Here is a 23,688-nt window from a genome sequence, read left to right as displayed (position 1 = left end):
GCCGGTGTCACCGGCGGCGCCGGACCGCGTGAGGAGCTCGTCAGGCAACGCCGACCACCACCCGGTCGCCCTCCTTGAGCCCGCCGGTGACCTCGACGTTGCCGTCGGCGGTCAGGCCCGTGCGCACCTCCACGTCCTTCGTCCGGTCGGCGGCGTACTCGACGCGCACCCGGGCCTTGCCGTCGGCGGAGGTGACCACGGCGGCCACCGGCACGACGAGCACCGGGTCGTCGGTCGCCCCCACCGTCACCCTGGCCGTCACCGCGGCGCCGGCGAGGGACCTGAGGCCCTTCGAGGTGCCCGGCGTGACGACGATCGGCTGCGATCCCGCCGGCGGCGCCACCTTGCCCGGCAGCCTGGCCTTCTCGCCGAACGCGGTGAGCGTCGCCGGGTACGTCCTGCCCGTGTCGAGCTCGATGGTCGCCCGCATGCCCTCGCGCAGCAGCTCCGCCTCGGCGGTCTCGACGGATCCCGTCACCATGAAGGTCGAGCCGGTCACCGTGGCGACCTCGTCCTGGACCGTCTGCCCGGCCTTGACCGCGGTCTTGCGGACCCGGGCGGGCAGCTTCGGCAGGAACACCACCTCGCCGGGCGGCACGGTGACGCCGTAGGAGCGCGCGTACTCGGCCAGCATGGCCCGGGCCGCGGCGAGGTCCTTGCCGGCGTTCGCCACCTTGAGCCGGGTCGGCGAGAGCTGCCTGGCCTGGCGCAGCGCCTGCTCGGCCGTGACGACCGCCTCCCGTGCGACGCGCACGGCCTTGCGCAGCTCCCTGAGCCGCGTCGTTCGCCCGTCCCGGGCCTCGTCGAGGGCGCGCTCGCGGGTCTCGCGGGCCGCCGCCAGGTCGGCGCGGGCGTTGGCGACCCTCATCTCCAGCAGGCTCGTGTCGGTGCTCTGCTGGGGCGTGGGGACGGGCGCGGGCGTCGTGGAGGCCGACGGGGTGGCCTCGGGGGCGGCGGTGGGCCGGGTCGTGGCGGCGTCGAGCGCCTGCTCCGCTTCGAGCAGCTTCTCCTCGGCCGCCCGCTCGGCCGCGTCGGCGGCGGCGAGCCTGGCGTCGTCCTCCGGTGTCAGCTCCCGTGTCTCGGCCTCCTCCAGGGCGGTTTGCGCCGTCCTGAGCTCGGCCCTCGCGTTGGTGAGCCTGACCTTCAGGGGGAGCACGTCCCGTCCCTGGTCGAGGGTCTTCTTCTCGGTGGCCAGGGTCTCCTGGGCCGTCTGCACGGCCTTGCGCAGCGTGTCGTACGTCTGCCGGTCGGTCAGCGTCGGCTGCTGGGCCTCGTAGCCCTTCTTCTCGTACAGCCTGGTGACGGCGGCGATCGTGGCCCGGTCGAAGACGCCCGAGACCGGGACCCGGTGCCCGAGCCGGCGCAGCGCCCGCTGCAACTGCTCGATGTCGTCCCCCTTCGTGCCGGGCGCCATCGTGCGGTGCATGGGCACGGACCCGCGCAGCGCGAACACCGGGCGGCCGTTGACCTCCATCAGCACCGCGCCCTCGGTCAACCGCCCCTTACGGGGCGCCCGGGTGACCCGCTGCTGCTCGGACGTGCCGCCGACCACGCCGGCCAGGCTGATCGGCAGCGGCGAGCCGTACTCCAGCGTGCCGCTGACCACGACGGTGCTGACGAGCTTGCGGCGCTCGACGGCGGCGGTGACGAGGGAGGGCCTGGGGGCGGCGCGCCGGGCCGCCTCGTCGGCGGGGGAGCGCAGCCGGGTGCTCACCGCCCAGCCCAGGGCGGCGATGAGCACGACACCGGCGACGACGCCGGTGAGGAGCTTGCGAGGGGATCGCATGGTCACATGGGGAAGCGGTCGTTGACCTGCTGGTTGATCGCGGTCTCTCGGGGCGTGTAGGCGGCGTAGAAGTCCTTGCCGCACTCCAGGTCGTCGAGCGCGGCCTTGATCTCCTTGTCGAGGTAGGGCTTGGCCTCCTCGGGGGTGAGCTGCGGCATGACGTAGTGCGGGATCTCACCCTTCTTCGCCTTGGGCTCCGAGTCCGGCACGTCCGTGCGCTGCTTCCGGCCCTGCCTGTCCTGCTGCTCCAGGAACGAGTTACGGCCCTGTTCGGCCATGGCCGACGGCGCGGTGTCGGCCACGGCGTAGCCCTTGCCCTTCAGGCAGGTGGCCATGGCGCCGGCCAGCTCCACGAGCCGCGGGTCGCTGTCGAGCTCATCGGTGAGGGCCTTCTCCCGGGCCGCGTTGTGCTGCTCGAAGTAGTCCATGCCGGACTTGAGGGTCAGGCCGAGGACCTGCTTGGCCCCCGCGACCTCGCAGGCGTCGGACGCCTTCTGGTAGGCATCCAACTGGGCAGGGGAGAGCTGTGACTGGATCTTGTAGTTGGGGTCGGTGTGGGCGGCGTCCGGCTTGGCCATCGGGGTGTCGAATTCGTCGGGGTAGACGTACTCGGCGTAGACGCCGAACCCGTTCTTCTCGCGGTCCTTCCGCATCGCCTGGTAGTCGCCGGAGGCGATCTTGCGCGTCTCCTCGGTCTGCTTCATCGGCGGGGCCACGAACGGGACGTACGTGAAGCCCTTCTGCTTCATGCAGTCGGCCTTGACCGATTCGAGCCGCTGCTTCCTGTCGGCGGCGGCGGGCGTGCTCGCCGCGGCCGACGGGGCCGAAGCCTCCTCGGCGGCGCCCCCGCAGCCACCGAGGGCTCCTGCCACGGCCAGGCCGAGCACGGCGGAAGCCAGACGTGATCGTTTGAGCATGGCGGAGACCATACTCCGTTCAACGGAGTATGGTCAATCCAGGCAGTGCCTCCGCTGCCGGTACGGTGCGAAGGCGCAGGCCAGGGTCAGCAGGACCAGCAGCCCCCAGTACGCCAGGTGCTGCCTGGTCAGCTCGCCCGCGTGCAGGATCAGCTCCGCCGAGGCGACGAGCAGGTAGAGGCCCGAGGCCAGCGCCCAGCGCAGATCCCGCGCCAGGTAGGCGCCCGTCACGGCCAGCCCGAAGACCACGACCTCCACGGCCACCCTGCTCAGGCTGAGCGGGTACACGGTGTCCTGGGGCATCCACGGCGGCCCCGACCAGGCCACGGCCACGACCGCGGCCCACCACCACCAGGACCGGACCCGTAGGGGCCGGCGGCGCCGGGCGAGCACCAGCAGGCCCGCCAGCGCGAGCGCGTACCCGGCCGCCACAGTCAACGGGCTCCCGAACTGGAACAACATCTGCCGGGCCAGCGATGACGGCGGCACCGGGAGCAGGGTGAGGTCGAACACCTGCCAGCCGCCCGCGAGCGCGACCGCCTTGGCCGCGACGACGCCGGTGAGCGGGATCGCCGTACGCACCCACCCGCGTGAGATCGCCAGCAGCGCCAGCGCCGACAGCGCCGTCCACAGGGGCAGCGACCCCGCGTACGGCAGCAGCGCGGCCAGGTTCGCCACGGCCGCGGCCGTGACGCCGAGGTGGAGCCCGTCCACCCACGCGCTGCCCCGCGCCTGATCGATGATCCGGCTGCGGACGCCGCCCAGGAGCAGGCCCCACACCTCCCGCGGCTCGGGGACCGAGCGGCCGGGGGCGGCCGACTCCAGCAGGACGTCGAGCAGCTCGTCGCCGTGCGCCGCGCGGTACTTCCGGGGATAGGCGAGCAGCAGCCTGCGGTAGCGCCGCTCCAGCGCCGTCATGCGCCGGACGGCCGCAGTGCGAACGGCGCACCGGACGGCCGCAGCACGAGCGAGGCGGCCTCCTGCATGCGCCTCGCCTCGGCGTGCACGAGCGCCTGGCCCTCGTCGGTGATCCTGAAGTAGCGCCGGTTGCGGCCGTTGACCGTCTCCTCGCGGTCCACCGTGATCACGCCCCGCTCGTTGAGGCGTTCCAGGATGCCGTACAGGGTGCCGACCGAGGGCTGGACCCGGCCCCCGGAGAGCTCCTTGACCGACTTGCTGATCGCGTGTCCGTGCAGCGGGCCGCCGCGCAGGGCGGCGAGCACGAAGTACATCGGCTCGCTGACTTCCGAGGTTCCTCTGGGCATGAGGGGACGTTAGTCCGTTCAACGGAGCGTCGGCAACGCCGCGGGCGGTCAGCGGCCCAGCAGCATCGGCACGTACACCAGGTTGGACAGCGTGTGGATCAGGATGACCGCCCAGATGTTGCGGTAGCGCGCCCACAGGTAGCCCTGCATGAGCCCGAACACGCCCTGGAAGGCCACGATGCTCGCCACGCCGAGCAGGGGGGCCGCGGCGGAGATGTGGCTGGTGTGCAGGAACGCGAACAGCAGCGACGACGCCATGACGGCCGGCCACCGGCCGTACAGCTCCTCCAGCCGGGTCTGCAGCCAGCCCCGGTAGAAGACCTCCTCCAGCACGCTCGCGGTGAGCAGCGTGACGAGCGAGGCCACGGCGAGGGTGACCGGGTCGGGCAGGTCCTGGCTCAGGGGCGGGGCGAGCGGGCTCACCTGCGCCAGCAGGAACCACGCGACGACCGCGGGCAGCGGCGCGAGCCAGGTGACCGGCGCGGGGATCGCCCTGGCCTTCGGGCCGTCACCGCGGAACACCCGGAAGGCGACCAGCGGGAGGACGAGCAGCAGCAGGACCTTCACCGGCGGATACAGCAGCTCATAACCGCCGCGCGCGATCGGCGCCGCGCACGCGAACAGCACCGCCGCGGCCACGAGCGCCCACGCCTCCTTGAGCAGCCGTTCCCTGGGCAGCCCGGCCAGCGGCGCCGGCGGCTCCCTCCTCGGCGGCACCAGGCGGGCCAGCGCCATCGCGGCGAGCGGCGGCAGCGCGGCGCCCCACAGGGAGAGTTGCGACGCGCCGGGGTCGGCGGAGGCGGTCACGCCGGCGTGGCCGGTCAGGATCAGCCCGGCGTACGCCGCGGCGAACGCCGTCAGGGCCACGCCGGTGAACAGGCCGGCGGACGGGCGGATGGACGGGCGGGTGGACGTGGGTCGGGACGCGGACGTGGTCACGGTGCCGATCGTCGCGGACGCGCGTGACGGGTGTCCTCCTCTTACCGGCCGATCATGTCTACATATTTCGGGGTACGAGGGGGCGGGCCTACCGAGGGACCGCGCCCCTCCGCGGCTAACCTGGAGCGCGTGAGCCGTACACAGAAGTCCGAGGACCTGTTCAACCGCGCCCGCGCCCTCGTGCCGGGAGGCGTCAACTCGCCGGTCCGCGCGTTCGGCGCGGTCGGCGGCACCCCGCGTTTCATGGCGTCGGGCGAGGGCCCCTACATCACGGACGTCGACGGCAACCGCTACGTCGACCTCGTGTGCTCCTGGGGGCCGATGATCCTCGGCCACCGCCACCCGGCCGTCGTCGAGGCGGTCTCCGAGGCGGTCGCGCGCGGCTTCGGGTACGGCACGGCCACCGAGGGCGAGGTCGAGCTGGCCGAGGAGATCGTCGGCCGGGTCGGCCCGGTCGAGCGGGTCCGCCTGGTCAGCTCCGGCACCGAGGCGACGATGAGCGCGGTGCGCCTGGCCCGCGGCTTCACCGGCCGCTCCAAGATCATCAAGTTCGCGGGCTGCTACCACGGCCACGTCGACGCGCTGCTCGCCTCGGCCGGCTCGGGGGTGGTGACGTTCGGGCTGCCGGACACGCCGGGCGTCACCGGGGCGTCGGCCGCCGACACGATCGTCCTGCCGTACAACGACGTCGAGGCGGTGGAGGCGGCGTTCGCGGCGGCCGAGATCGCCTGCGTCATCACCGAGGCGTGCCCGGCCAACATGGGCGTCGTGCCGCCGCGCGACGGCTTCAACGCGCGGCTGCGCGAGCTGTGCACCGCCAACGGCGCCCTGCTCATCCTCGACGAGGTCCTCACCGGCTTCCGCGTCTCGGCCGCCGGCTGGTACGGGCTCGACCCGGTCGAGGCCGACCTGATGACGTTCGGCAAGGTCATGGGCGGCGGACTGCCCGCCGCGGCGTTCGGCGGCCGGGCCGAGGTCATGGCCCATCTCGCGCCCGAGGGGCCCGTCTACCAGGCGGGCACGCTGTCGGGCAACCCGCTGGCCGTCGCGGCGGGCCTGACCACGCTGCGGCTCCTGGACGACGCCGTCTACGCCAAGGTGGACGCGGCGGCGCTGGAGCTGGGCCGGGCCGCCTCGGAGGCGCTGGCCGCCGAGGGCGTGCCGCACCGGCTCCAGCGGGCGGGCAACCTGTTCTCGATCTTCTTCACCGACGCCGACGTGACGGACTTCGACCGGGCCCGCACCCAGGACGTCTCCGCCTACCGGGCGTTCTTCCACGCCATGCTCGACCAGGGCGTCTACCTGCCGCCGTCGGCGTACGAGGCGTGGTTCCTGTCGGCGGCGCACGACGAGGAGGCCCTGGGCCGGGTGAGCGAGGCGCTGCCCATCGCCGCCAAGGCCGCCGCCGCGACCCGCTGACTACGCGGGCGGGCGGTCGATCCGGTACACGTAGTGAGCGGGGTCGTCCACCGGGTTGTCCGGCTCCAGCTCGCCCTCGCCCACCCGGCGCAGCCCGGCCTTCTCCAGCGCCCGCCAGGACGCCCGGTTGGCCGCGACCACCGGCACCACGACGGCGGTGGCCTCGGGATGGTCCGCCCAGGTCGCCTCGACGACGGCGCGGATCATCTCGGGCCCGAGCCCGCGTCCCGTCAGCTCGGGCTCGCCGATCAGGTAGTCGATGCTCATCGCCCCGGCAGGCAGCTCGACGACACCCGACAGCTCGGTCACGTACTGCGGGTAGTCGGCCAGCCGGCACCGCTGCACCAGCCCCAGCGGCCGGCCGTCGAGCAGGACGAGCAGGTCCTCCGACGGCTCCTCACCTCTGACGGCGGGGCCGAAGTCGCGCGCCACCGCCTCGGGCGACGTCTCGTGGTTCCACCAGCGGGCCACGTGCGGCCGGGCCAGCCACCGGCCCAGCAGGGGGAAGTCCCGCTCCTCGACCCGGCGCCAGGTGATCATCGGGTCAGGAGACCTTGGAGCTCGGGGCCACCCAGGTGTTGCACGCCTTCGGCGCGACGGCGCGGAACCCCTTGTCGAGCCAGGAGGCCATGTTGCGGCCCTTGCCGTGGTCGTTGGCCTCGGTCCACTCGTCGCCGCTCTCCCGGGTCGCGTCCACGAGGTCGTCCCAGTCGGCCTCATCGCGGCCGAGGGACTCCCAGACGCTCCCGACGAAGACGCCGCTCAGGCACTCCGCCTGGAGCTCGTTTCGCCGGACCTGCTCGTTGAGCTCTTTCTTGCCCTTGTACGGGTAGTAGTCGAACGCCCGCGCCATACCGGTGATGTTCTGAATATGGTGCCCGTATTCGTGCGCGGCGAGCTGCATGAGGGACACGCCCTCAGGGTCGGAGAGGGTGTCCTTGTCGAGAAGGACGAGGAAGCGCCGCTCCTTGTCGCAGTATGCCGCGGCGGTGTACTTGCCCCACTTGTTGCCGCAGTACCGCCGCGGCTTGGTGATGAAGCCGATCCCCGACTTGCTGAACGGCATGCCGGCCCGCTTGAAATGGGCTCCCCACGAGGTGTTGAGGCAGTTCAGGACCGCGGTGAGGTAGCGCTTGGCCGAGGGGACGTCGTTGGCGCGCAGGTCCCGCTCGTGGCACTCGCCCGGTTCGAGCGCGCCGGTGCCGTACAGCTTGTTCTTGGTGAGGTCGGGCTCTCTGATGGGGTAGGCGGACGCCTGGGCCGTGCCGGAGAGCAGCAGGGAGAAAAGCGTGCATGCCACAACAAGGGGGGTTAACCGCATGAGCGGCATCCTAGCCACAAAATGACCTTGGACGCCGACAATATCCACGCTGCGCCCATCAGCTAATGAATAGTGATCTAACCCCATAAAAAGCGACTTAAAGGCCGCCCCCAAGGGGGTGCGCCGCCGCCGGCCGCACCCCCTTGGACTCAGTGGGCGAAGCGGTCCAGCAGGATGGCGACGCGGCCGCAGTGGCCCTCGGGCGGGAGCCTGCCGTCCCGCATGAGCGTCACCAGCCCGTGCAGGCCGCTCCACAGCGTCTCCGTCAGCAGGCCCAGGTCGTCGTCGCCCGCGAAGGGGCGCACGGCTTCCAGCAGCTCGCCGAAGGCGGCCTGCAGGGGGGCGGGCGCCTCCGGGGTCGCGAACGGCAGGTCCACGCGCTGGCTGAAGATGGCGTCGTACAGCGCCGGCCGCCGCTCCGCGAACGACGAGTACGCGTCGGCGATGGCGGCCAGGGCCTCCTCAGGGCCGTCCGCCTTGAGGCGGCCGGCGCGCAGTTCGGCGGCCAGGTCGGCGCAGCCCTCGACCGCGACCGCCGCCATGATGGCGTCCTTGCCCTTGAAGTGGCTGTAGAGGACCGGCTGGCTGTACTCCACGCGCTCGGCCAGGCGACGGGTCGTCACCGCCTCCCAGCCCTCGCTCTCGGCCAGCTCGCGGGCCGCCTCGATGATCAGCCGCTCACGTTCCGCACGTTCGCGCTCTCGGCGCGCCTGAATCGACATGCTCTCGACTCTAGCACCGCTAGCGTTTCTGTCCACGCTCTGATAGCGTCGTTCTTGTTCCTAGCGGTGCTAGCAGAATCTTGAAACGGAGATCGCCATGCTTTCCCCCATCGCCTACGGGCTCGCCATCGCGCTCGACCTGCTCATCCTCTTCATCGGCTACCGCTTCCTCACGCAGCCCCGTGCCGCCGCGGCCGGCTACGGCGTCCCGGCCAAGGACGGCGGCGACGCCGCCTACCTGACGATCAAGGGCTGGCGCGACGCGACCTACGGCGTCATGGGCCTGGCCCTGCTGTTCTTCGTCGGGGCCCAGGCCGAGGCGTGGTACATGCTCGTGGCCGCGATCATGCCGTTCGCGGACACCGTCATCGTCCTGCGCAACGGCGGCGCCAAGGCGACCGCCTTCGGCGTCCACTTCGCCACCGCCGTGGTCCTCCTCGTCAGCGCCACCCTGCTCTTCCTGGTGTGAGCCCCCGGCACGTCGGAAAGGTTCCGCGGGATGTCCCTCATCGCCCCGCGCTTCACCGAGTCCGTCATCGTCCGTTCCGCCGAGGCCGACGTCACCAGGTTCGAGTACTTCCGCCACCTGGAGCGCATCGCGTACGGCAAGGTGCCACCCGAGAGCCTGCTCGACGTCCAGGAGCTCTACGACACCTCCTTCAGGACCAGCGAGGCGTGGGACCGCGCCCGCAAGGCATGAGAGCGGGCCCGGATGAGGTCAGGGGCGCGGCGCGGCGGAGGTGGCCCGCGCGGGCTCGGCGACGCGGGAACGGGAACGGGCCCGCGGACGGCCGCCCGCGTACAGGACGCCCGCCACGATCAGCGCCCCGGCCGCGACCTTGACCCACGACAGCGGCTCGCCGGTCAGCAGGGCCGCGGACGACAGCCCGAAGACGGGCACCAGCAGCGTGTACGGCGCGACGGTCGAGGCGTCGTAGCGGCGCAGCAGCCAGCCCCACACGCCGAACCCGCCCAGCGTGGAGACGAAGGCGACGTACGCCAGCGACAGCCACCCCTCGGCCGGGACGGCCAGCCGGGGCGCGCCCTCCACGAGGAGCGACAGCAGGATGAGCGGCGGCGCCGACAGGGCGCTCACCCAGACCATGAACCGCAGCGAGTCGGGCGGAGCCGCCCGGCGCTGCAGGACGTTGCCGAGGCCCCAGGCCGCGGCGGCGGCCACGCACAGGGCGAACGCGCCGACGGGCCCCGACAGGCCGAAGTCGAAGGCGACCAGCGCGAGGCCGGCGAAGGCGACGGACAGGCCGCCGACGCGCCGCGCGGTGAGCCGCTCGCCCAGCAGGAGCACCGCGAAGACCACGGTGAACACCACCTGGGCCTGCAGGACCAAAGAGGTGAGCCCGGCGGGCATCCCGGCCCGCATGCCCATGAGCAGCAGGCCGAACTGCCCGACTCCGATCGCCGCCGCCACGCCGGCGACCCAGCGCCACGCCACCTGGGGCCGCCCCACGAGGAGCAGGGCGGGGAATCCGGCGAGAGCGAACCTGAGTCCCGCGTACAGCAGCGGCGGGAAGTGACGCAGGCCGACCTGCATCACGACGAAGTTGACACCCCAGACGGCCGCGAGGCCGACGGCCAGCGCCAGATGGCGGGGTGTCAGCTGGCGGGAGGTCACGCAGAGCGCGGCTTGCGGTAGCGGACGCGGGACTCGCGGGCCTGCTCGGCCAGGACCTTGAGGTAGGAGAACGAGGGGGCGGACTGCTGCTTCGTCTTAAGGATTCGCATGCATATATTTTCCAACGCTACAGATTCGAGGACAAGCGAGACTTTCTACGCTAAACCCTTTAGGCTGGCTTACATGTTGGACCTGAACCGGCTCAAGGCCCTTCACGCCGTCCATGTCTACGGCTCGGTCGGCGCGGCGGCCGACGCGCTGATGGTCACCCCGTCCGCGGTGTCCCAGCAGATCGCCAAGCTCGAACGCGAGACCGGCGCCCGCCTCATGGAGCGCAACGGCCGCGGCGTGCGGCTCACCGACGCCGCCGGCCTGCTGGCCGAGCACGCCGAGCGCATCCTCGCCCTGGTGGAGACCGCCGAGGCCGACTTCGAGGCGCTGCGCGGCGCGGTGGTCGGCCGGCTCCACCTGGGCGCCTTCCCGACCGCCGCCCGCGGGCTCATGCCGGCCGCGCTCAGCGGGCTGCGCGAGCGCCACCCCGACCTCCACGTCCTGCTGAACGAGCGCGAGCCCGAGCGCGTGGTGCGCGAGGTGGCCCGCGGCGAGCTGGACCTCGGCATCATCCAGGACTGGATGAACCGCCCCATGGCCATGCCCGAGGGCCTGTCCAGGGCGACGCTGCTCGACGACATCGCCGACGTGGTGGTGCCCAGCGGCCACCCGTTCGCGGCGAGCAAGGAGGTCGAGCTGGCCGCGCTGAGCGGCGAGCAGTGGATCAGCTCCGCGCCGGGCACGGTCTGCCACGACTGGCTCGTCTTCACGCTGCGCAACGCCGACCTGGAGCCGGAGATCTCCTGCATGGCCGACGAGTACCCGACGCAGATGGCGCTCGTCGCCGCCGGGCTCGGCTGCGCCATCATCCCCAGGCTGGGCCGGGACCGCGTGCCCGAGGGGGCCAGCGTCGTGCCGCTGCGGCCCCGGCAGTCACGGCGGATCTACGCCGTCTGGCGCACGGACGCGGCCCGCCGGCCCGCCATCAGGGCCGCCGTCGAGGCGCTGACCCAGGCCAGCCGCGCCCACGAGAACGCCTGGGCCACCGTCTGAAAGGCCGTCCAGGTCTCATGAGGACGTCAGGGAGGGAACGGATAGGCTGTGGCGCATCATGGCTGAAACCACCGTCGTCCACCTGATGCGTCACGGCGAGGTGCACAACCCCAACGGCATCCTCTACGGCCGCCTGCCCGGATACCACCTGTCCGAGACCGGCCGGCTGATGGCCGAGACCGTCGCCAAGGCGGTGGCCTCCCGTGACATCGTCGCCCTCTACGCCTCCCCCCTGGAGCGCGCCCAGGAGACCGTGGCCCCCCTGGCGCAGACGCTGGGCCTCGACGTCACCACCGACGACCGGCTGATCGAGGCCGCCAACCTGCTCGAAGGCCGCATGGTCGGGCAGGGGCTGTCGATCTTCCGCAACCCGCGCAACTACCGCTACTTCTGGAACCCCATGCGCCCGTCCTGGGGCGAGCCGTACCCCGTGATCATCGCGCGCATGCGCTCGATCGTGGAGGAGGCCCGCGACGCGGCGCGCGGGCACGAGACGGTCCTGGTCAGCCATCAGCTCCCCATCTGGGCGATCCGCATGGCGGCCGAGGGACGGCGCAGGCTCTGGCACGACCCGCGGCGCAGACAGTGCGCGCTGGCCAGCCTCACCACGTTCACCTTCGAGGGGAACCGGCTGGTCAGCGTCGGCTACAGCGAGCCGGCGGGCTCGCTCGTCAAGGGGCCCACCCTCCCGGGCGCCTGATCCCGCCGTCCCGATCTCGCCGCGACGCCCCCAGAGTCCTGGGCGCCCGGTCCCGCCGGTAGAGTTGCAAGCTCTACCGGTTGTAGTACAAGGAGATCTTCCCCGTGCGCGCGAAGCCCGTCTCCCTCGGCTCCGTCGGCTCACTCGCCCTCGTGGCCGTCCTCGTCTCGGGCTGCGCCGGCAACCAGAGCGGGCAGCCCCAGGCGGGCGACACGCGCTTCGTCGCGGGCGACGGCACGATGCAGGTGTTCGCCGCGGCCGACCGCAAGCCGGCCCCCGCGATCGAGGGCGAGACCCTCGACGGCGGCACCGCCTCCCTCGCCGCCCACAAGGGCAAGGTCGTGGTGCTCAACTTCTGGGCCTCGTGGTGCGGGCCGTGCCGCGCCGAGGCGCCCGTGCTCAAGGACGTCGCCGCCAAGACCAAGGGCGGCGTCGAGTTCGTCGGCGTCGACTTCAAGGACCGCAAGGCCGACGCGCAGGCGTTCGAGCGCACCGAGCAGACCGGCTACCCGAGCATCTTCGACCAGCCCGGCAAGGTGGCGCTGGCCTTCCAGGGCACGGTGCCGCCCGCCGCGATCCCGTCCACGCTGGTCATCGACGAGCAGGGCCGCATCGCCGCTCGCGCGCTCGGCGCGGTCCGCTACCAGGACCTCATGGACACCGTGACCAAGGTGCGCGATGAATGACGTCGTCGCCTCCGGCTCGCTGCTGCTGGCCGTGCCGATCGCCGTTCTCGCGGGGCTCGTGTCGTTCCTGTCGCCGTGCGTGCTGCCGCTGGTGCCGGGCTACCTGTCGTACGTGACCGGCATGAGCGCCGACCCGAGGCGGGGGCGGCTGGTGCTGGGCACGGCGCTGTTCGTGGCCGGGTTCGCGCTGGTGTTCGTCGCCGGCGGAGTGCTGTTCGGCTCGCTCGGCTCGGTGCTGATGTACCAGGCCGACGTCATCACCCGGGTGATCGGCGTGCTGACGATCCTGCTCGGGCTGGCCTTCCTCGGCGTGCTGCCCGGGCTCATGCGCGACGTGCGCATCCACCGGCTGCCGGCCGCCGGGCTGGCCGGCGCGCCGCTGCTCGGGGTGGTCTTCGGGCTGGGCTGGACGCCGTGCATCGGGCCGACGCTGGCCGTGGTGATGGCGCTGGGGCTCAACGAGGGCAGCGCCTCGCGGGGCGCCCTGCTGGCCGTGGCGTACGCGCTGGGGCTCGGGGTGCCGTTCGTGGCCGCCGCCCTGGCCTACAGCAAGGCGCTGCGCACGTTCCGCGCCGTCCGCCGGCACAGCCGGCTGATCACCCGGATCGGCGGCGGCATGATGGTGGCCGTCGGGCTCCTGCTCGTGACCGGCCTGTGGGGAGAGATGATCGCAAGCATGCAGGGCCTCGTCGGCGGGTTCAGGCCGGTGATCTGATGGCCGTCAAGGAGATGGAGAAGGAGCGGGCGCCGCAGCCCGCCGGTTTCGGCGTGCTCGGCTGGGTGCGCTGGTTCTGGCGCACGCTCACCTCGATGAAGACGGCGCTCATCCTGCTGTTCCTGTTCGCGCTGGCCTCGGTGCCCGGGTCGCTGGTGCCGCAGCGCGGCGTCGAGCCGGACAAGGTGGCGCGGCTCTTCCAGGACAACCCCACGCTGGCCGAGTGGTACGACCGCTTCCAGCTCTTCGACGTCTTCACCTCGGTCTGGTTCGCGGCGATCTACCTGCTGCTGTTCACCTCGCTGATCGGCTGCGTCCTCCCGCGCACCGCCACCTACCTGCGGGAGCTGCGCCGCCGCCCGCCCGCGGCCCCGCGCAACCTGTCGCGCCTGCCCCACCACGCCGCCCTCACCGCCGACCTGACGGTCGAGGAGGCCGCCCGGCGGCTGCGCGCCCGCCGCTTCCGCGTCGACACCGGCGACGGGTGGGTGGCCGCCGAGAAGGGCTACCTGCGGGAGACGGGCAACCTGCTCTTCCACGTCTCGCTGCTCGGCCTGCTGGTGGCGGTCGGCATCGGCTCGCTGTTCGGCTACCGGGGCAACGTGCTCGTCGTCGAGGGCGACGGCTTCGCCAACACGGTCGCCAACTACGACCGGTTCATCCCCGGCCGCGAGGTGTCGGCCGAGTCGCTGGAGCCGTTCTCGTTCGAGCTGAAGGACTTCAAGGCCACCTACCAGGTCCAGGGCGACAAGCGCGGTCAGGAGCTCGACTACTCCGCCTATCTGCGCGTCAACGACACGCCGACGGCGCCCGCCCGCGACTACGAGCTGAAGGTCAACGAGCCGCTGGAGATCGACGGCACGCAGACCTACCTCATCGGCCACGGCTACGCGCCGGTCTTCAGGGTCACCGACGGCCAGGGGCAGGTGGCCTTCGAGGGGCCGGTGCCGTGCCTCGTCGAGCACAAGCCCACGCTGACCTCGGGCTGCGTGGTCAAGGCGCCCGACGCCCGCCCCTCGCAGCTCGGCTTCCTGCTGCGCTTCCTGCCGACGAGCGTGCCGCTGACCGACGGCACCTACGCCTCCGCCTTCCCCGGCGAGCTGCAGCCCGAGGTGCAGGTCCTGGCCGCGTTCACCGGCGACTTCGGCGTGCGCTCCGGCCGGCCGCAGTCGGTGTACGAGCTGGCGCCGCCCGACCTCATGAAGAAGCTCAAGCCGCTGGTGATGGGCACCGCCGTGCCGCGGCCGCTGGCCGTGGGCAAGTCGCTCGACCTGCCGGACGGCGCGGGCAGACTGGAGTTCACCGGCGTCAAGGAGTGGGTCACGCTCCAGATCGCCTACGACCCGGGCCGGATGCCGGCGTTGATCTTCGCGGGGATCGCGACGGTCTCGATCGCGCTGTCGCTGATGATCCGCCGCCGCCGCGTGTGGGTGCGGATCGGCGGCGGGGGGTCGGGCACGGTCGAGGTGGGCGGCCTGACCCGCACCGAGGGGTCGGCCGCGGGCTTCGCCGAGGAGTTCGACGACATCGTGCAGGTTCTAACAGCTGGAGACAGGGATGCCCGCTGACCGACTGGCCGAGGTGAGCGACCTCTTCGTCGTCGCCGCGGTGCTGCTCTACCTCTTCTCCATGGTCGGCTTCGCGCTGGAGCTGGCCTTCGGCCGGGCGCGCTCCGACGGGGCGGCCAGGCGCGGCAGGGTGCCGGTCGCCGTCGGCGGCGCGGCCGGCGGCGCCGAGGCGGCCGACGGCGCGCGGCCGGACGCCGAGGAGGGGGTGGAGCCGCCGAGCTGGGCGCCCAAGGCCGGCGTCGCCGCGCTCGTGCTCGGCTGGCTGGGCTGGGCGGCCAACCTGGCCGCCATCGTCACCCGGGGTCTGGCCGTGGACCGGTGGCCCTGGGGCAACATGTACGAGTTCGTGGTGGCGATCTGCTTCGCCGCGGTGACCGCGTTCCTCGTCATGCAGGTACGACAGAACGTGCGCTTCCTCGGCCCGTTCGTCATGGTCGCCGCGACCCTGGGGCTCGGTTTCGCGGTCAAGGTGCTGTACACGGCCGCCGGCCCGGTGGTGCCGGCGCTCAACTCGTACTGGGTGGCCATCCACGTCACCGCGGCGATCCTGGCCAGCGGCCTGTTCATCCTGGCCGGTGTCGCGGGCATCCTCTACCTGGTGCGCGGCGACGGCCTGTCGCGGCTGCCGTCGCGGGCCGACCTGGAGCGGGTGGCGCACCGGGCGATCGTCCTGTCGTTCCCGGTGTGGACGTTCGCCGTCATCGCGGGCGCGCTCTGGGCGGACAAGGCGTGGGGGCGCTACTGGGGCTGGGACCCCAAGGAGGTCTGGGCGTTCATCACCTGGGTGGCCTACGCCGCCTACCTGCACGCGCGGGTGACGGCGGGCTGGCGGGGCCGCGCGGCGACGATCGTGCAGCTCATCGCGTTCGGCTGCCTGCTGTTCAACCTCATCGGGGTGAACATCTTCATCAGCGGCCTGCACAGCTACGCCGACGTGAACTGACGGGCGCCGGCGCTCGGCGCGGACGGGGAGGGGGCACCGTCCGCGGGGGTGGGTCGGGTCAGTCGTCGCCGCGCATGCGGCGGTCGAGCTCGCGCAGGAACTCGGGGTCGTCGTCGGGCCCCTTGGGGATCGGGGCGTGGTGCATGTCGGGCCGGCGGGGGGCCCGCTCGATCGTGCGCGCGCCCTGGGGGCGGCCGAGCAGCATCCAGAACAGCCCGCCCGCGAAGGGCACCAGCACGACGATCAGCAGCCAGAGGGTCTTGGGGACGTTTCGGACCTCCTCCTCGGGTGTGGTGATGAGGTCGAACAGCGAGTAGAGCCAGAAGGCCAGCAGCGCCAGGCCGATTACGACACCTGCCATGCCCGAACTGTAAGCCATCCGCGACGTGATCGTGTCGGTCACATGCACCATTTCGGGTGACTCGCGATGATCCGCGTCGTACCGTGGAACAGATTCAGCGGAGCCCCTCGCCGGGCGGCGCCCTTCCGGCCGTCCGGTGGTCTGCGCGGGCGCCATGGCGTGGAGAGGTGCGATGGCCTTTTCTAACGACAAGGGCCGCCATCGGCGGGGTCGTTGGTGGCGGCGTGGTTCGTACCTCTTCTCCCGGCGCAGCGAGGCGCCCCCCGACGCCGACCGCTCGTTCTGGGCCTACGGCGGCCCTTCGCGCCGCCCCGCCGAGCACGCCGAACCGAAGGTTCCGCGCGAGTCCGCACGCGAGGCGGAGAGCCGATCCTTACGCTCCCGGCTGGAGCGGGACCGGCAGACGCGGCCGGAGCGTGACAGGGACGCCAGGGAGCCGCACAGGGCGCAGCCAGGTCGCGCGGAGCAGGCCCGGCCGTGGGAGCTCCGCAGGCGGTGGGAGGGGGGCGAGCGGCTGCCGGCGGCCGTGGTCGAGCGCCCCCAGTACACCTGGTACGACTTCGAGCTCGACGACCTGCCGCCCCGGGCACAGCCGAACCGGCCCGACGCCCCGTCCCTGTCCGACGGGCTGCGGCACTGCGGACGGCTGGAGGCGGTCCTGCACCGCCAGTGGGACGCCCGGCTGGGCCCGCCGCCCCCGGACGTGGTGCGGGCCGTGGAGAGCCTGGCCCGGCTCCCCGAGCGGCTGAAGGACCTGCTCGCCGACGGCCTGGAGGGCATCTACGTCGGCCCCGGCGGCGTGCCCGACCTCGACGACATGGGCTACCTGCGCGGGGCCCCGCTGCCCTCGGGCCGGGCCACCTGGGACATCTGCGCCGGCGCGTACGGCGACCGCAAGATCGTGGTGGGCGACCGGCCGTCGCCCACGCCGGACGTGATGATGCACGAGGTGGGTCACGCCATCGACGACATCGACTCCACGTACGGTGACTGGGTGTCCGACTCCCCGGAGTTCGTGGCCCTGTACGAGAAGGCCATGCCGCTGCTGGCCTCGGCCTTCCACCGGCAGGGGGGCGGCCTGGGCCGCAAGGAGTTCTTCGCCGACGCCTTCGCCGCGATCGCCTCGCGGCAGCGGCCGGCGCTCGTCGACATGCTGAACGGCGACACGCGGATGGCGCTCGACGTCATGCTGTTCTTCAACCGGCGCTACGGAATCTAGGTGATCAGCCATGTACGTCATCCGGCTCGCTGACGGGACCCTGCGCGTACCGCGGACCCTCACCAGCGAAGACGGGCGTCTCATCGCGAACGCCTACGTGGACCTGGTGCCCGGCGACCCCGACTACGACCGCTGGCTGCCGGAGTCGCTGACCGAGGAGGAGTTGGCCGAGCGGCGCGTGAAGTGGCAGGCGGGCAACGACGAGCTGGAGCGGGAGTTCCAGGCCTACCGGGCCGAGCAACTGAAGGCGGGGCGGCTGGGGGCGGAGGGGGCGGGGACGTCCCAGGAGGAGCAGCCGGTCGCGGGCCGGGCCGGGGTGGAGCGGCAGGTCGGGGTGGAGCAGGAGGAGACCTAGCCGAGCGGTCGGGGGAGGGGCCGTCCCGGACAGGCGCCAGCCACGGTGAGCGGATGGCGCCCGGGCGTACCGTGCTTGATCCAGAAGTGCGTGATCAAGAAGATCGTCCCGCCGCGGTGATCCTGGCGCGCAGGATCACCGAAGACGGAACGTCAGACGCGCGGGGACTCGCCTGCCGGCCGGTCGGCCGTAAGGACGTCCTCGCCTCGGAGAAGGGCGTGCACTTCCGACTCGCGGAAGCGCCGGTGCCCTCCGGGGGTGCGGATACTGCTGATGCGGCCTGCCGCAGCCCAGCGCGTAACCGTCTTTGGGTCTACCCGGAAGAGGGCGGCAACCTCTCCTGGGGTCAGCAGACGCTCGCTGCTACTCTCCACCAATCTCTCCCCCTCGCATCCCGCTTCCTGCCAGCGGGCGGACAGGTAACCAGTGTGTCGAGCGAAGCCTGATTTATCCGTGGTTTTCGACAAAGATCACGGGTTGTTATCAGCTGACTGCCCGATTGTTATATGATAGAGCCTCTTTGGGGCTCTCGTGGGTGTTTCTTTACGAAACTCCCTGACTGGGCACACTAGCAGCGCTCGCGCCGGATGCGAAGAGCGACCGCACTGGCCGGCGAGTAACCTCGACCTGTGCGTCCCGTTCTCGTTTACACCCTGTTGAGGATTGTTCTCTTCCTCGTGACCGCGGGCCTGCTGTTCCTGCTGGGCCTGCAAAACCTCTTCTGGCTGATCGTCGTCTCATTCTTGGTCAGCGGAGTCGTGAGCTATGTCGTGCTGTCCAAGTGGCGAGACGCCATGAGCTCGCGCCTCACCAACAAGATCGACCGGCCGAAGCCGAACGACGGCTAGGGCAGGGGGAACATGCCAATCCGGGCATGGTACTCCCGTCCCAGTCTCGTCGTGTCGCTACCAACCAGTAGTCCGCCGGGGTGGGCCAGAAAGGCCTTCACCCCGATGCCGCGCTCCCGGCCGGGATTCCAACTGAGGGCCTTACCGGTGACGGGATGAATGGCGGCGATCCCCTCGCGGGGCACCGCCCCCGGCCCCGCCGTGTCGTGACCCCGCGGGTTGTCCATCCAGCGCTGGTGGCCGCCCACGTAGACCGCCGCCCCGGTGACCGACACCGCGTACAGCGAGTCGCCGCCCGTGCTGTTGACCCACGTGGGCCGCACGTCCGGCGCCGTCGCGTACGTCTCGAAGCGCGCGGCCGAGTCGCACAGCCGCCCGCTGCGCGGTCCGCCTGTCGTGACGACCACGAACCAGCGGCCGTCGGGCGAGACGTCCAGCCCCCGCACGTACGAGGGGAACGCGCGCATGCACGCGGGCGCGTACGCGGTGGAACGCCACGGGGCGACCTTGGCCGTGGACCCGCCGACGTCGATCAGCCCGAGCTGGGGCCGCGAGCGGCCGTCGAGGGTGGTGAAGCTGCCGTCCACCACCAGCCGGTCGGCGGTCGCCGCCAGCGCATTGACCTTCACCCGGGGCGCCAGCGGAGCCCCGGGCGTGATCGCGAAGCGCGGGTCGGCGGCGCCGGTGACGGCGTCCAGCCGGGCCAGGGCCGTGCGGGGCGCGGTGAAGTCGCCCCCGGCGTACAGCTGGGAGCCGCGCCGGGCCAGCGTGGCGACCATGCCGCCCGCGACGCGCGGCGCGAAGCCCGGCACCACGGCGCCGTCGGCCAGTCCGAGCCGCGTCAGCGGCCCGACGGCCTGTCCGTTGACCTCGGGGAAGTCGCCGCCGGCGTAGACGGTGCCGCCGTCGCCGGCGGCCAGGGCGTACACGGGGCCGTCCACCTCCGGCGCGAAGCCGGGCAGGATCCGCCCGGTGGCCAGGTCGAAGGCGAACAGGTTGTCGCGCGCCACCGTGCCGGTCCCGTCGGCGGCGGACACCTCGCTGAACGAGCCCCCCACCACGACGGCGCCGCCCACCAGCGCGATCGCGTTGACGATGCCGTCGAGGACGTGCGGTGTCGTGTCGACCGGGTCGGCCGACACCACCCGCCCGTGCGCGACGGGCGCGGTCGCGAGAAGCGCCGCGAGTGTGACTCGGGAAAACATTCGCCAAGTTTTAGCAGACTCTTCGTGGTCATACGCTTACTTTCCGTTGATTGTCGCGAGGGTCATAGGCTTGGGCCATGACGCGCGCTCAGTTGGACAAGCAGCCGGTCGAGGTCGCCGCGATGTTCGATCGCACCGCCCGGCGCTACGACCTCGTCAACGATGTGCTCACGCTCGGCCAGGTGCGCCTGTGGCGCAAGGCCGTCGCCCATGCCGTTGACGCGGGGCCCGGTGAGCTGGTCCTCGACCTCGGGGCCGGCACGGGCACCTCGACCGACACCTTCACCACGCTGGGGGCCCGCGCGATCGCCTGCGACTTCTCGCTGGGCATGCTGCGCACCGGCGTGGGCAGGCGCGGCGGCAACGCGCTGAGCGGGCCGGGCGTGCCGTTCGTCGCGGGCGACGCGATGCGGCTGCCCTTCGCCGACGACTCCTTCGACGCGGTGACCATCTCGGTGGCGCTGCGCAACGTCCACGACACCGCCCAGGCGCTGCGCGAGATGCTGCGGGTCACCAAGCCGGGCGGCCGGCTGGTGATCCTGGAGTTCTCCCGCGTGACGTTGCCGGCCTTCGACCTGGTCTACCGCCAGTACCTGATGCGGCTGCTCCCCGTGGTGGCCCGCGTCTTCGGGTCCAACGGCGACTCCTACGACTACCTCGCCGAGTCGATCAGGGACTGGCCGGACCAGGAGGCCCTGGCCCGCACGATCCAGGGGGCCGGCTGGGAGCGGGTGGCGTGGCGCAACCTGGACCTCGGCATCGTGGCCATGCACAGGGGGTTCAAACCAGCCTGATGCGCATCCAGGGTGTCCGAAAACCGCTTCGGCGACGGTTTGGTCAAAGCGGCAGGCCCCGACTGCCACTATGTACCGGAAAAGCGTTAGACTGCGGGCCGACAAGTTTGTGAAGGGGTTCACAAAGGAACGAAGGCGACCAGACACCCCGAAGCCTTCGAGCGTGTAGGACAGGAACAGTCCAGTGACCGTGCCCACAGCCATTAAGGCTGACGCCGACGTCATCGTCGTCGGCGCCGGTCCCGCCGGTTCCGCCACCGCCTTTTACCTCGCCCGGGCCGGGCTCGACGTGCTGCTCCTCGAGAAGACCACCTTCCCCCGGGAGAAGGTCTGCGGCGACGGGCTGACGCCCCGCGCGGTCAAGCAGCTGATGAACATGGGCGTCGACATCGACGCCCCCGGCTGGGTGCGGAACAAGGGCCTGCGGGTCGTCGGCGGCGGCCTCCGATTCGAGCTCGACTGGCCCCAGTTGGAGAGCTTCCCCGACTTCGGCCTGGTCCGCACCCGCCAGGACTTCGACCAGATCATGGCCGCCAACGCCGTCAAGGCCGGCGCGCGGCTCATGGAGGGCGTCAACGTCACCGGGCCGGTGCTCGACGACCGCAGCGGACACGTGGTCGGCGTCACCACCAAGGACGGCAAGGCGTACCGCTCGCGGATCGTCGTGGCCGCCGACGGCAACAGCACCCGCCTGGCCCTCGGCATGGGGCTGCACAAGCGCGAGGACCGCCCGATGGGCGTGGCCGTGCGCACCTACTTCACCAGCCCCCGCCACGACGACGACTACCTGGAGACCTGGCTGGAGCTCTGGGACGACGAGACGCTGCTGCCCGGCTACGGCTGGGTCTTCGGCGTCGGCGACGGCACCGCCAACGTCGGCCTCGGCCTGCTCAACACCAGCGCCCAGTTCAAGAACATCGACTACCGCGACCTGCTCAGGCGCTGGTGCCGGTCGATGCCCGCCGAGTGGGGCTTCACCGAGGAGAACATGACGGCCCCCATCCGCGGCGCCGCGCTCCCGATGGCCTTCAACCGGCAGCCCCACTACACGCGCGGCCTGGTCCTGGTCGGCGACTCCGGCGGGGCGATCAACCCGTTCAACGGCGAGGGCATCGCGTACGCCATGGAGACCGGCGAGATCGCGGCCGAGGTCATCGAACGGGCCCTGCGCAAGGACACCACGCCCGCCCAGCGCGAGCGCACCCTCCGCGCGTACCCGCAGACGCTGAAGGACGCCTACGGCGGCTACTTCACCCTCGGCCGCTGGTTCGTCGAGGCGATCGGCAAACCCGGCGTCATGAGCTTCGGCACCCGCCACGGTCTGCCTCACCCGAGGCTGATGCGCTTCGCGCTCAAACTCCTTGGTAATCTCACCGACCGGCGGGGCAATGCGTCAGACAAGATCATCAACGCACTCTCGAAGGTCGCGCCGCCAGCATGAATCCCGCACACACCCGGCACATCCATAGATCAGGCTGCGCGCCCGCGCGCGCGGCGACTCCAGAGGAGGCGTAGCGATGGACCTTTACGTGCCCATCCTGGTGCTCGCCGTTCTCGCGGGGGGCTTCGCGATCTTCTCGGTCGCCATCGCTCCCTTCACCGGTCCCAAGCGCTGGAACCGCGCCAAGCTTGACGCCTACGAATGCGGCATCGAGCCGACGCCCCAGCCGGTCGGTGGCGGACGGTTCCCGCTCAAGTACATGGTCACCGCGATGCTCTTCATCGTGTTCGACATCGAGATCATCTTCCTCTACCCGTGGGCCGTGTCGTTCGCCCCGCTGCGCGGCGACGACGGCCGGGTGATCGCCTCGGGCATGGGCATCTTCGCGCTGGTCGAGATGCTGCTGTTCATCGTCACCGTGCTCGCCGCCTACGCGTACGTGTGGCGGCGCAAGGGTCTGGACTGGGACTGAAAATGGGACTTGAAGAGAAACTCCCGAGCGGATTCATCCTCAGCACGGTCGAGCAGGCCGCGGGGTGGGCGCGCAAGAACTCGGTGTGGCCGGCCACCTTCGGCCTCGCCTGCTGCGCCATCGAGCTGATGGCCACCGGCGGCCCCCACTACGACCTGGCGCGCTTCGGCATGGAGCGCGCTTCGGCGTCTCCCCGCCAGGCCGACCTCATGATCGTCGCCGGCCGCGTGTCGCAGAAGATGGCCCCGGTGCTGCGGCAGATCTACGACCAGATGGCCGAGCCCAAGTGGGTCATCGCGATGGGCGTGTGCGCCTCCAGCGGCGGCATGTTCAACAACTACGCGATCGTGCAGGGCGTCGACCACGTCGTGCCGGTGGACATCTACCTGCCGGGCTGCCCGCCGCGGCCGGAGATGCTGATCGACGCGATCGTCAAACTACACGACAAGATCCAGAACATGAAGTTCGGCGCGCACCGCGCCAAGCAGATCGACGAGCTCGAACTGCGGGCCCTACGCCAGCTTCCGCTGATCGACCAGGGGGCTGCCAAGTGACCTCCCCAGACAACCTCCCCGAGGTCCCCGGGGCCGAGGTCCCGGCGACCCCGGAGGCGCCCGAGGCGCCGATCGCGCGCCGCGGCATGTTCGGCGCCGCCGACTCCGGCGACACCTCCGGCTACGGCGGCCTCGTCGTGCGCCGGGCGCCGCAGCTCTCCACGCCGCGCCCGTACGGCGGCTACTTCGACGAGCTCGTCGACACGCTGGAGAGCGCCGTGGACGGCGCGATCGAGCGCGTCGTCGTCGACCGGGGCGAGCTGACCCTGCACGTCAAGCGCGAGCGCCTCCTTGAGGTGGCGCAGAAGCTGCGCGACGACCCCGCCCTGCGCTTCGAGCTGTCGCTCGGCGTGTCCGGCGTCCACTACCCGCACCTGGCGGGCGAGGAGCTGCACGCCGTCTACCACCTGTGCTCGATCACGCACAACCGGCGCGTCCGCGTCGAGGTGAGCTGCCCCGACTCCGACCCGCACATCCCGTCGACGGTCGGCGTCTACCCGGGCCACGACTGGCACGAGCGCGAGACGTACGACTTCTTCGGCATCGTCTTCGACGGTCACCCCGCGCTGACCCGGATCATGATGCCGGACGACTGGGACGGCCACCCGCAGCGCAAGGACTACCCGCTCGGCGGCATCCCGGTCGAGTACCGGGGCGCCACGGTGCCCGCGCCCGACAACAGGAGGTCCTACGCGTGAGCGAGTTCTTCGAGCAGCGCGTC

At 71.6% G+C, this 23,688-nt stretch carries 29 protein-coding genes; 17 read left to right on the top strand and 12 right to left on the bottom strand.

Annotated features, from left to right (window positions below; all coding sequences use genetic code 11):
- Positions 1-40: 40 nt before the first annotated feature.
- The 5 genes from HD595_RS14645 to HD595_RS14625 are packed head-to-tail and all read right to left on the bottom strand — an operon-like array spanning position 41 to position 4,907.
- Positions 41-1,786 carry a permuted SH3 domain-containing protein gene (locus HD595_RS14645; protein ID WP_253769335.1) on the bottom strand — a complete coding sequence of 582 codons (1,746 nt, stop codon included), beginning with the start codon at positions 1,784-1,786 and terminating at the stop codon, positions 41-43.
- Between the two features lie 2 nt (positions 1,787-1,788).
- Entirely contained in the window at positions 1,789-2,703 is a 915-nt protein-coding gene (locus tag HD595_RS14640) for a hypothetical protein (RefSeq protein ID WP_253769333.1), read from the bottom strand.
- Positions 2,704-2,736: 33 nt separating this feature from the next.
- Positions 2,737-3,621 (bottom strand): hypothetical protein, encoded by an 885-nt coding sequence (locus HD595_RS14635; RefSeq protein ID WP_253769331.1) that lies wholly within the window; start codon positions 3,619-3,621, stop codon positions 2,737-2,739.
- On the bottom strand, positions 3,618-3,968 hold the full coding sequence (locus HD595_RS14630; protein ID WP_253769328.1) for a PadR family transcriptional regulator: 351 nt from the start codon (positions 3,966-3,968) through the stop codon (positions 3,618-3,620). Before HD595_RS14630 ends, HD595_RS14635 begins: the two co-directional genes overlap by 4 nt.
- Positions 3,969-4,016: 48 nt before the next feature.
- Positions 4,017-4,907 (bottom strand): CPBP family intramembrane glutamic endopeptidase, encoded by an 891-nt coding sequence (locus HD595_RS14625; RefSeq protein WP_253769326.1) that lies wholly within the window; start codon positions 4,905-4,907, stop codon positions 4,017-4,019.
- Positions 4,908-5,036: 129 nt separating this feature from the next.
- Between HD595_RS14625 and hemL the strand changes: the two genes are divergently transcribed.
- Complete coding sequence (gene hemL / locus HD595_RS14620) at positions 5,037-6,326, top strand: glutamate-1-semialdehyde 2,1-aminomutase (protein ID WP_253769324.1); 1,290 nt, start codon at positions 5,037-5,039, stop codon at positions 6,324-6,326.
- Here the strand turns inward: hemL and HD595_RS14615 are convergent, their stop codons facing one another.
- The 3 genes from HD595_RS14615 to HD595_RS14605 form a co-directional block, all read right to left on the bottom strand.
- A complete protein-coding gene (locus HD595_RS14615; protein WP_253769323.1) occupies positions 6,327-6,866 on the bottom strand; it encodes a GNAT family N-acetyltransferase in 540 nt (179 codons plus the stop codon).
- Between the two features lie 4 nt (positions 6,867-6,870).
- A complete protein-coding gene (locus HD595_RS14610) occupies positions 6,871-7,626 on the bottom strand; it encodes a neutral zinc metallopeptidase (protein WP_253769321.1) in 756 nt (251 codons plus the stop codon).
- Between the two features lie 170 nt (positions 7,627-7,796).
- A complete protein-coding gene (locus HD595_RS14605) occupies positions 7,797-8,369 on the bottom strand; it encodes a TetR/AcrR family transcriptional regulator (RefSeq protein ID WP_253769319.1) in 573 nt (190 codons plus the stop codon).
- 97 nt (positions 8,370-8,466) lie between these two features.
- Between HD595_RS14605 and HD595_RS14600 the strand changes: the two genes are divergently transcribed.
- Together HD595_RS14600 and HD595_RS14595 are read left to right on the top strand one after the other, a co-directional pair.
- Complete coding sequence (locus HD595_RS14600) at positions 8,467-8,838, top strand: DUF4267 domain-containing protein (RefSeq protein ID WP_253769317.1); 372 nt, start codon at positions 8,467-8,469, stop codon at positions 8,836-8,838.
- 30 nt (positions 8,839-8,868) lie between these two features.
- Positions 8,869-9,069: a hypothetical protein gene (locus HD595_RS14595; protein WP_253769315.1), complete on the top strand. Its 201-nt coding sequence runs from the start codon at positions 8,869-8,871 to the stop codon at positions 9,067-9,069.
- An 18-nt stretch (positions 9,070-9,087) separates the two neighbouring features.
- On the opposite strand, the gene HD595_RS14590 is transcribed toward HD595_RS14595, so the two are convergent.
- Complete coding sequence (locus tag HD595_RS14590) at positions 9,088-10,002, bottom strand: EamA family transporter (protein ID WP_253769313.1); 915 nt, start codon at positions 10,000-10,002, stop codon at positions 9,088-9,090.
- 183 nt (positions 10,003-10,185) lie between these two features.
- Here HD595_RS14590 and HD595_RS14585 point away from each other — a divergent pair, with 183 nt between their 5' ends.
- From HD595_RS14585 to ccsA, 6 genes are all read left to right on the top strand, one after another.
- Positions 10,186-11,106, top strand: a complete 921-nt coding sequence (locus tag HD595_RS14585; protein WP_253769311.1) for a LysR family transcriptional regulator — start codon at positions 10,186-10,188, stop codon at positions 11,104-11,106.
- Positions 11,107-11,164: 58 nt separating this feature from the next.
- Positions 11,165-11,806 (top strand): histidine phosphatase family protein, encoded by a 642-nt coding sequence (locus HD595_RS14580; protein WP_253769309.1) that lies wholly within the window; start codon positions 11,165-11,167, stop codon positions 11,804-11,806.
- A gap of 104 nt (positions 11,807-11,910) precedes the next feature.
- The gene (locus HD595_RS14575) at positions 11,911-12,492 is read left to right on the top strand and encodes a TlpA family protein disulfide reductase (protein WP_253769306.1); all 582 of its coding nucleotides are present in this window, start codon (positions 11,911-11,913) and stop codon (positions 12,490-12,492) included.
- Complete coding sequence (locus tag HD595_RS14570) at positions 12,485-13,207, top strand: cytochrome c biogenesis CcdA family protein (RefSeq protein WP_253769304.1); 723 nt, start codon at positions 12,485-12,487, stop codon at positions 13,205-13,207. Before HD595_RS14575 ends, HD595_RS14570 begins: the two co-directional genes overlap by 8 nt.
- Positions 13,207-14,775, top strand: coding sequence for a cytochrome c biogenesis protein ResB (resB, locus tag HD595_RS14565; protein ID WP_253769301.1), 1,569 nt, complete (start codon positions 13,207-13,209; stop codon positions 14,773-14,775). The genes HD595_RS14570 and resB overlap by 1 nt, the downstream gene beginning before the upstream one ends.
- Positions 14,765-15,718, top strand: a complete 954-nt coding sequence (gene ccsA / locus HD595_RS14560) for a cytochrome c biogenesis protein CcsA (protein WP_253769298.1) — start codon at positions 14,765-14,767, stop codon at positions 15,716-15,718. Before resB ends, ccsA begins: the two co-directional genes overlap by 11 nt.
- Positions 15,719-15,776: 58 nt before the next feature.
- Here the strand turns inward: ccsA and HD595_RS14555 are convergent, their stop codons facing one another.
- On the bottom strand, positions 15,777-16,079 hold the full coding sequence (locus HD595_RS14555; RefSeq protein ID WP_253769296.1) for a PLD nuclease N-terminal domain-containing protein: 303 nt from the start codon (positions 16,077-16,079) through the stop codon (positions 15,777-15,779).
- Between the two features lie 172 nt (positions 16,080-16,251).
- On the opposite strand from HD595_RS14555, the gene HD595_RS14550 reads away from it, so the two are divergent.
- On the top strand, positions 16,252-17,298 hold the full coding sequence (locus HD595_RS14550; RefSeq protein WP_253769293.1) for a hypothetical protein: 1,047 nt from the start codon (positions 16,252-16,254) through the stop codon (positions 17,296-17,298).
- A 10-nt stretch (positions 17,299-17,308) separates the two neighbouring features.
- Entirely contained in the window at positions 17,309-17,653 is a 345-nt protein-coding gene (locus HD595_RS14545) for a hypothetical protein (RefSeq protein ID WP_253769290.1), read from the top strand.
- 152 nt (positions 17,654-17,805) lie between these two features.
- Here the strand turns inward: HD595_RS14545 and HD595_RS14540 are convergent, their stop codons facing one another.
- Positions 17,806-18,027, bottom strand: coding sequence for a BldC family transcriptional regulator (locus HD595_RS14540; protein ID WP_026214226.1), 222 nt, complete (start codon positions 18,025-18,027; stop codon positions 17,806-17,808).
- A gap of 255 nt (positions 18,028-18,282) precedes the next feature.
- Here HD595_RS14540 and HD595_RS14535 point away from each other — a divergent pair, with 255 nt between their 5' ends.
- A complete protein-coding gene (locus HD595_RS14535) occupies positions 18,283-18,501 on the top strand; it encodes a DUF4229 domain-containing protein (protein ID WP_253769287.1) in 219 nt (72 codons plus the stop codon).
- On the opposite strand, the gene HD595_RS14530 is transcribed toward HD595_RS14535, so the two are convergent.
- The gene (locus HD595_RS14530) at positions 18,498-19,706 is read right to left on the bottom strand and encodes a hypothetical protein (protein WP_253769284.1); all 1,209 of its coding nucleotides are present in this window, start codon (positions 19,704-19,706) and stop codon (positions 18,498-18,500) included. The two genes, HD595_RS14535 and HD595_RS14530, sit on opposite strands and share 4 nt — an antisense overlap.
- 77 nt (positions 19,707-19,783) lie before the next feature.
- Between HD595_RS14530 and HD595_RS14525 the strand changes: the two genes are divergently transcribed.
- From HD595_RS14525 to HD595_RS14505, 5 genes are all read left to right on the top strand, one after another.
- Positions 19,784-20,500 (top strand): demethylmenaquinone methyltransferase, encoded by a 717-nt coding sequence (locus HD595_RS14525; RefSeq protein ID WP_253769282.1) that lies wholly within the window; start codon positions 19,784-19,786, stop codon positions 20,498-20,500.
- Positions 20,501-20,684: 184 nt separating this feature from the next.
- Positions 20,685-21,941, top strand: a complete 1,257-nt coding sequence (locus tag HD595_RS14520; protein ID WP_253769279.1) for a geranylgeranyl reductase family protein — start codon at positions 20,685-20,687, stop codon at positions 21,939-21,941.
- 76 nt (positions 21,942-22,017) lie between these two features.
- A complete protein-coding gene (locus HD595_RS14515; protein ID WP_253769277.1) occupies positions 22,018-22,413 on the top strand; it encodes an NADH-quinone oxidoreductase subunit A in 396 nt (131 codons plus the stop codon).
- A 2-nt stretch (positions 22,414-22,415) separates the two neighbouring features.
- A complete protein-coding gene (locus tag HD595_RS14510) occupies positions 22,416-22,967 on the top strand; it encodes a NuoB/complex I 20 kDa subunit family protein (protein WP_175591133.1) in 552 nt (183 codons plus the stop codon).
- Positions 22,964-23,665 (top strand): NADH-quinone oxidoreductase subunit C, encoded by a 702-nt coding sequence (locus HD595_RS14505; protein WP_308211142.1) that lies wholly within the window; start codon positions 22,964-22,966, stop codon positions 23,663-23,665. Before HD595_RS14510 ends, HD595_RS14505 begins: the two co-directional genes overlap by 4 nt.
- The last annotated feature ends 23 nt before the right edge of the window (positions 23,666-23,688 follow it).

Source organism: Nonomuraea roseoviolacea subsp. carminata (genome assembly GCF_024172185.1).
GTDB lineage: Bacteria > Actinomycetota > Actinomycetes > Streptosporangiales > Streptosporangiaceae > Nonomuraea > Nonomuraea roseoviolacea.
The sequence above is the reverse complement of the archived record's forward strand: the minus strand, read 5'-3'. Positions and strand labels throughout refer to the sequence as shown.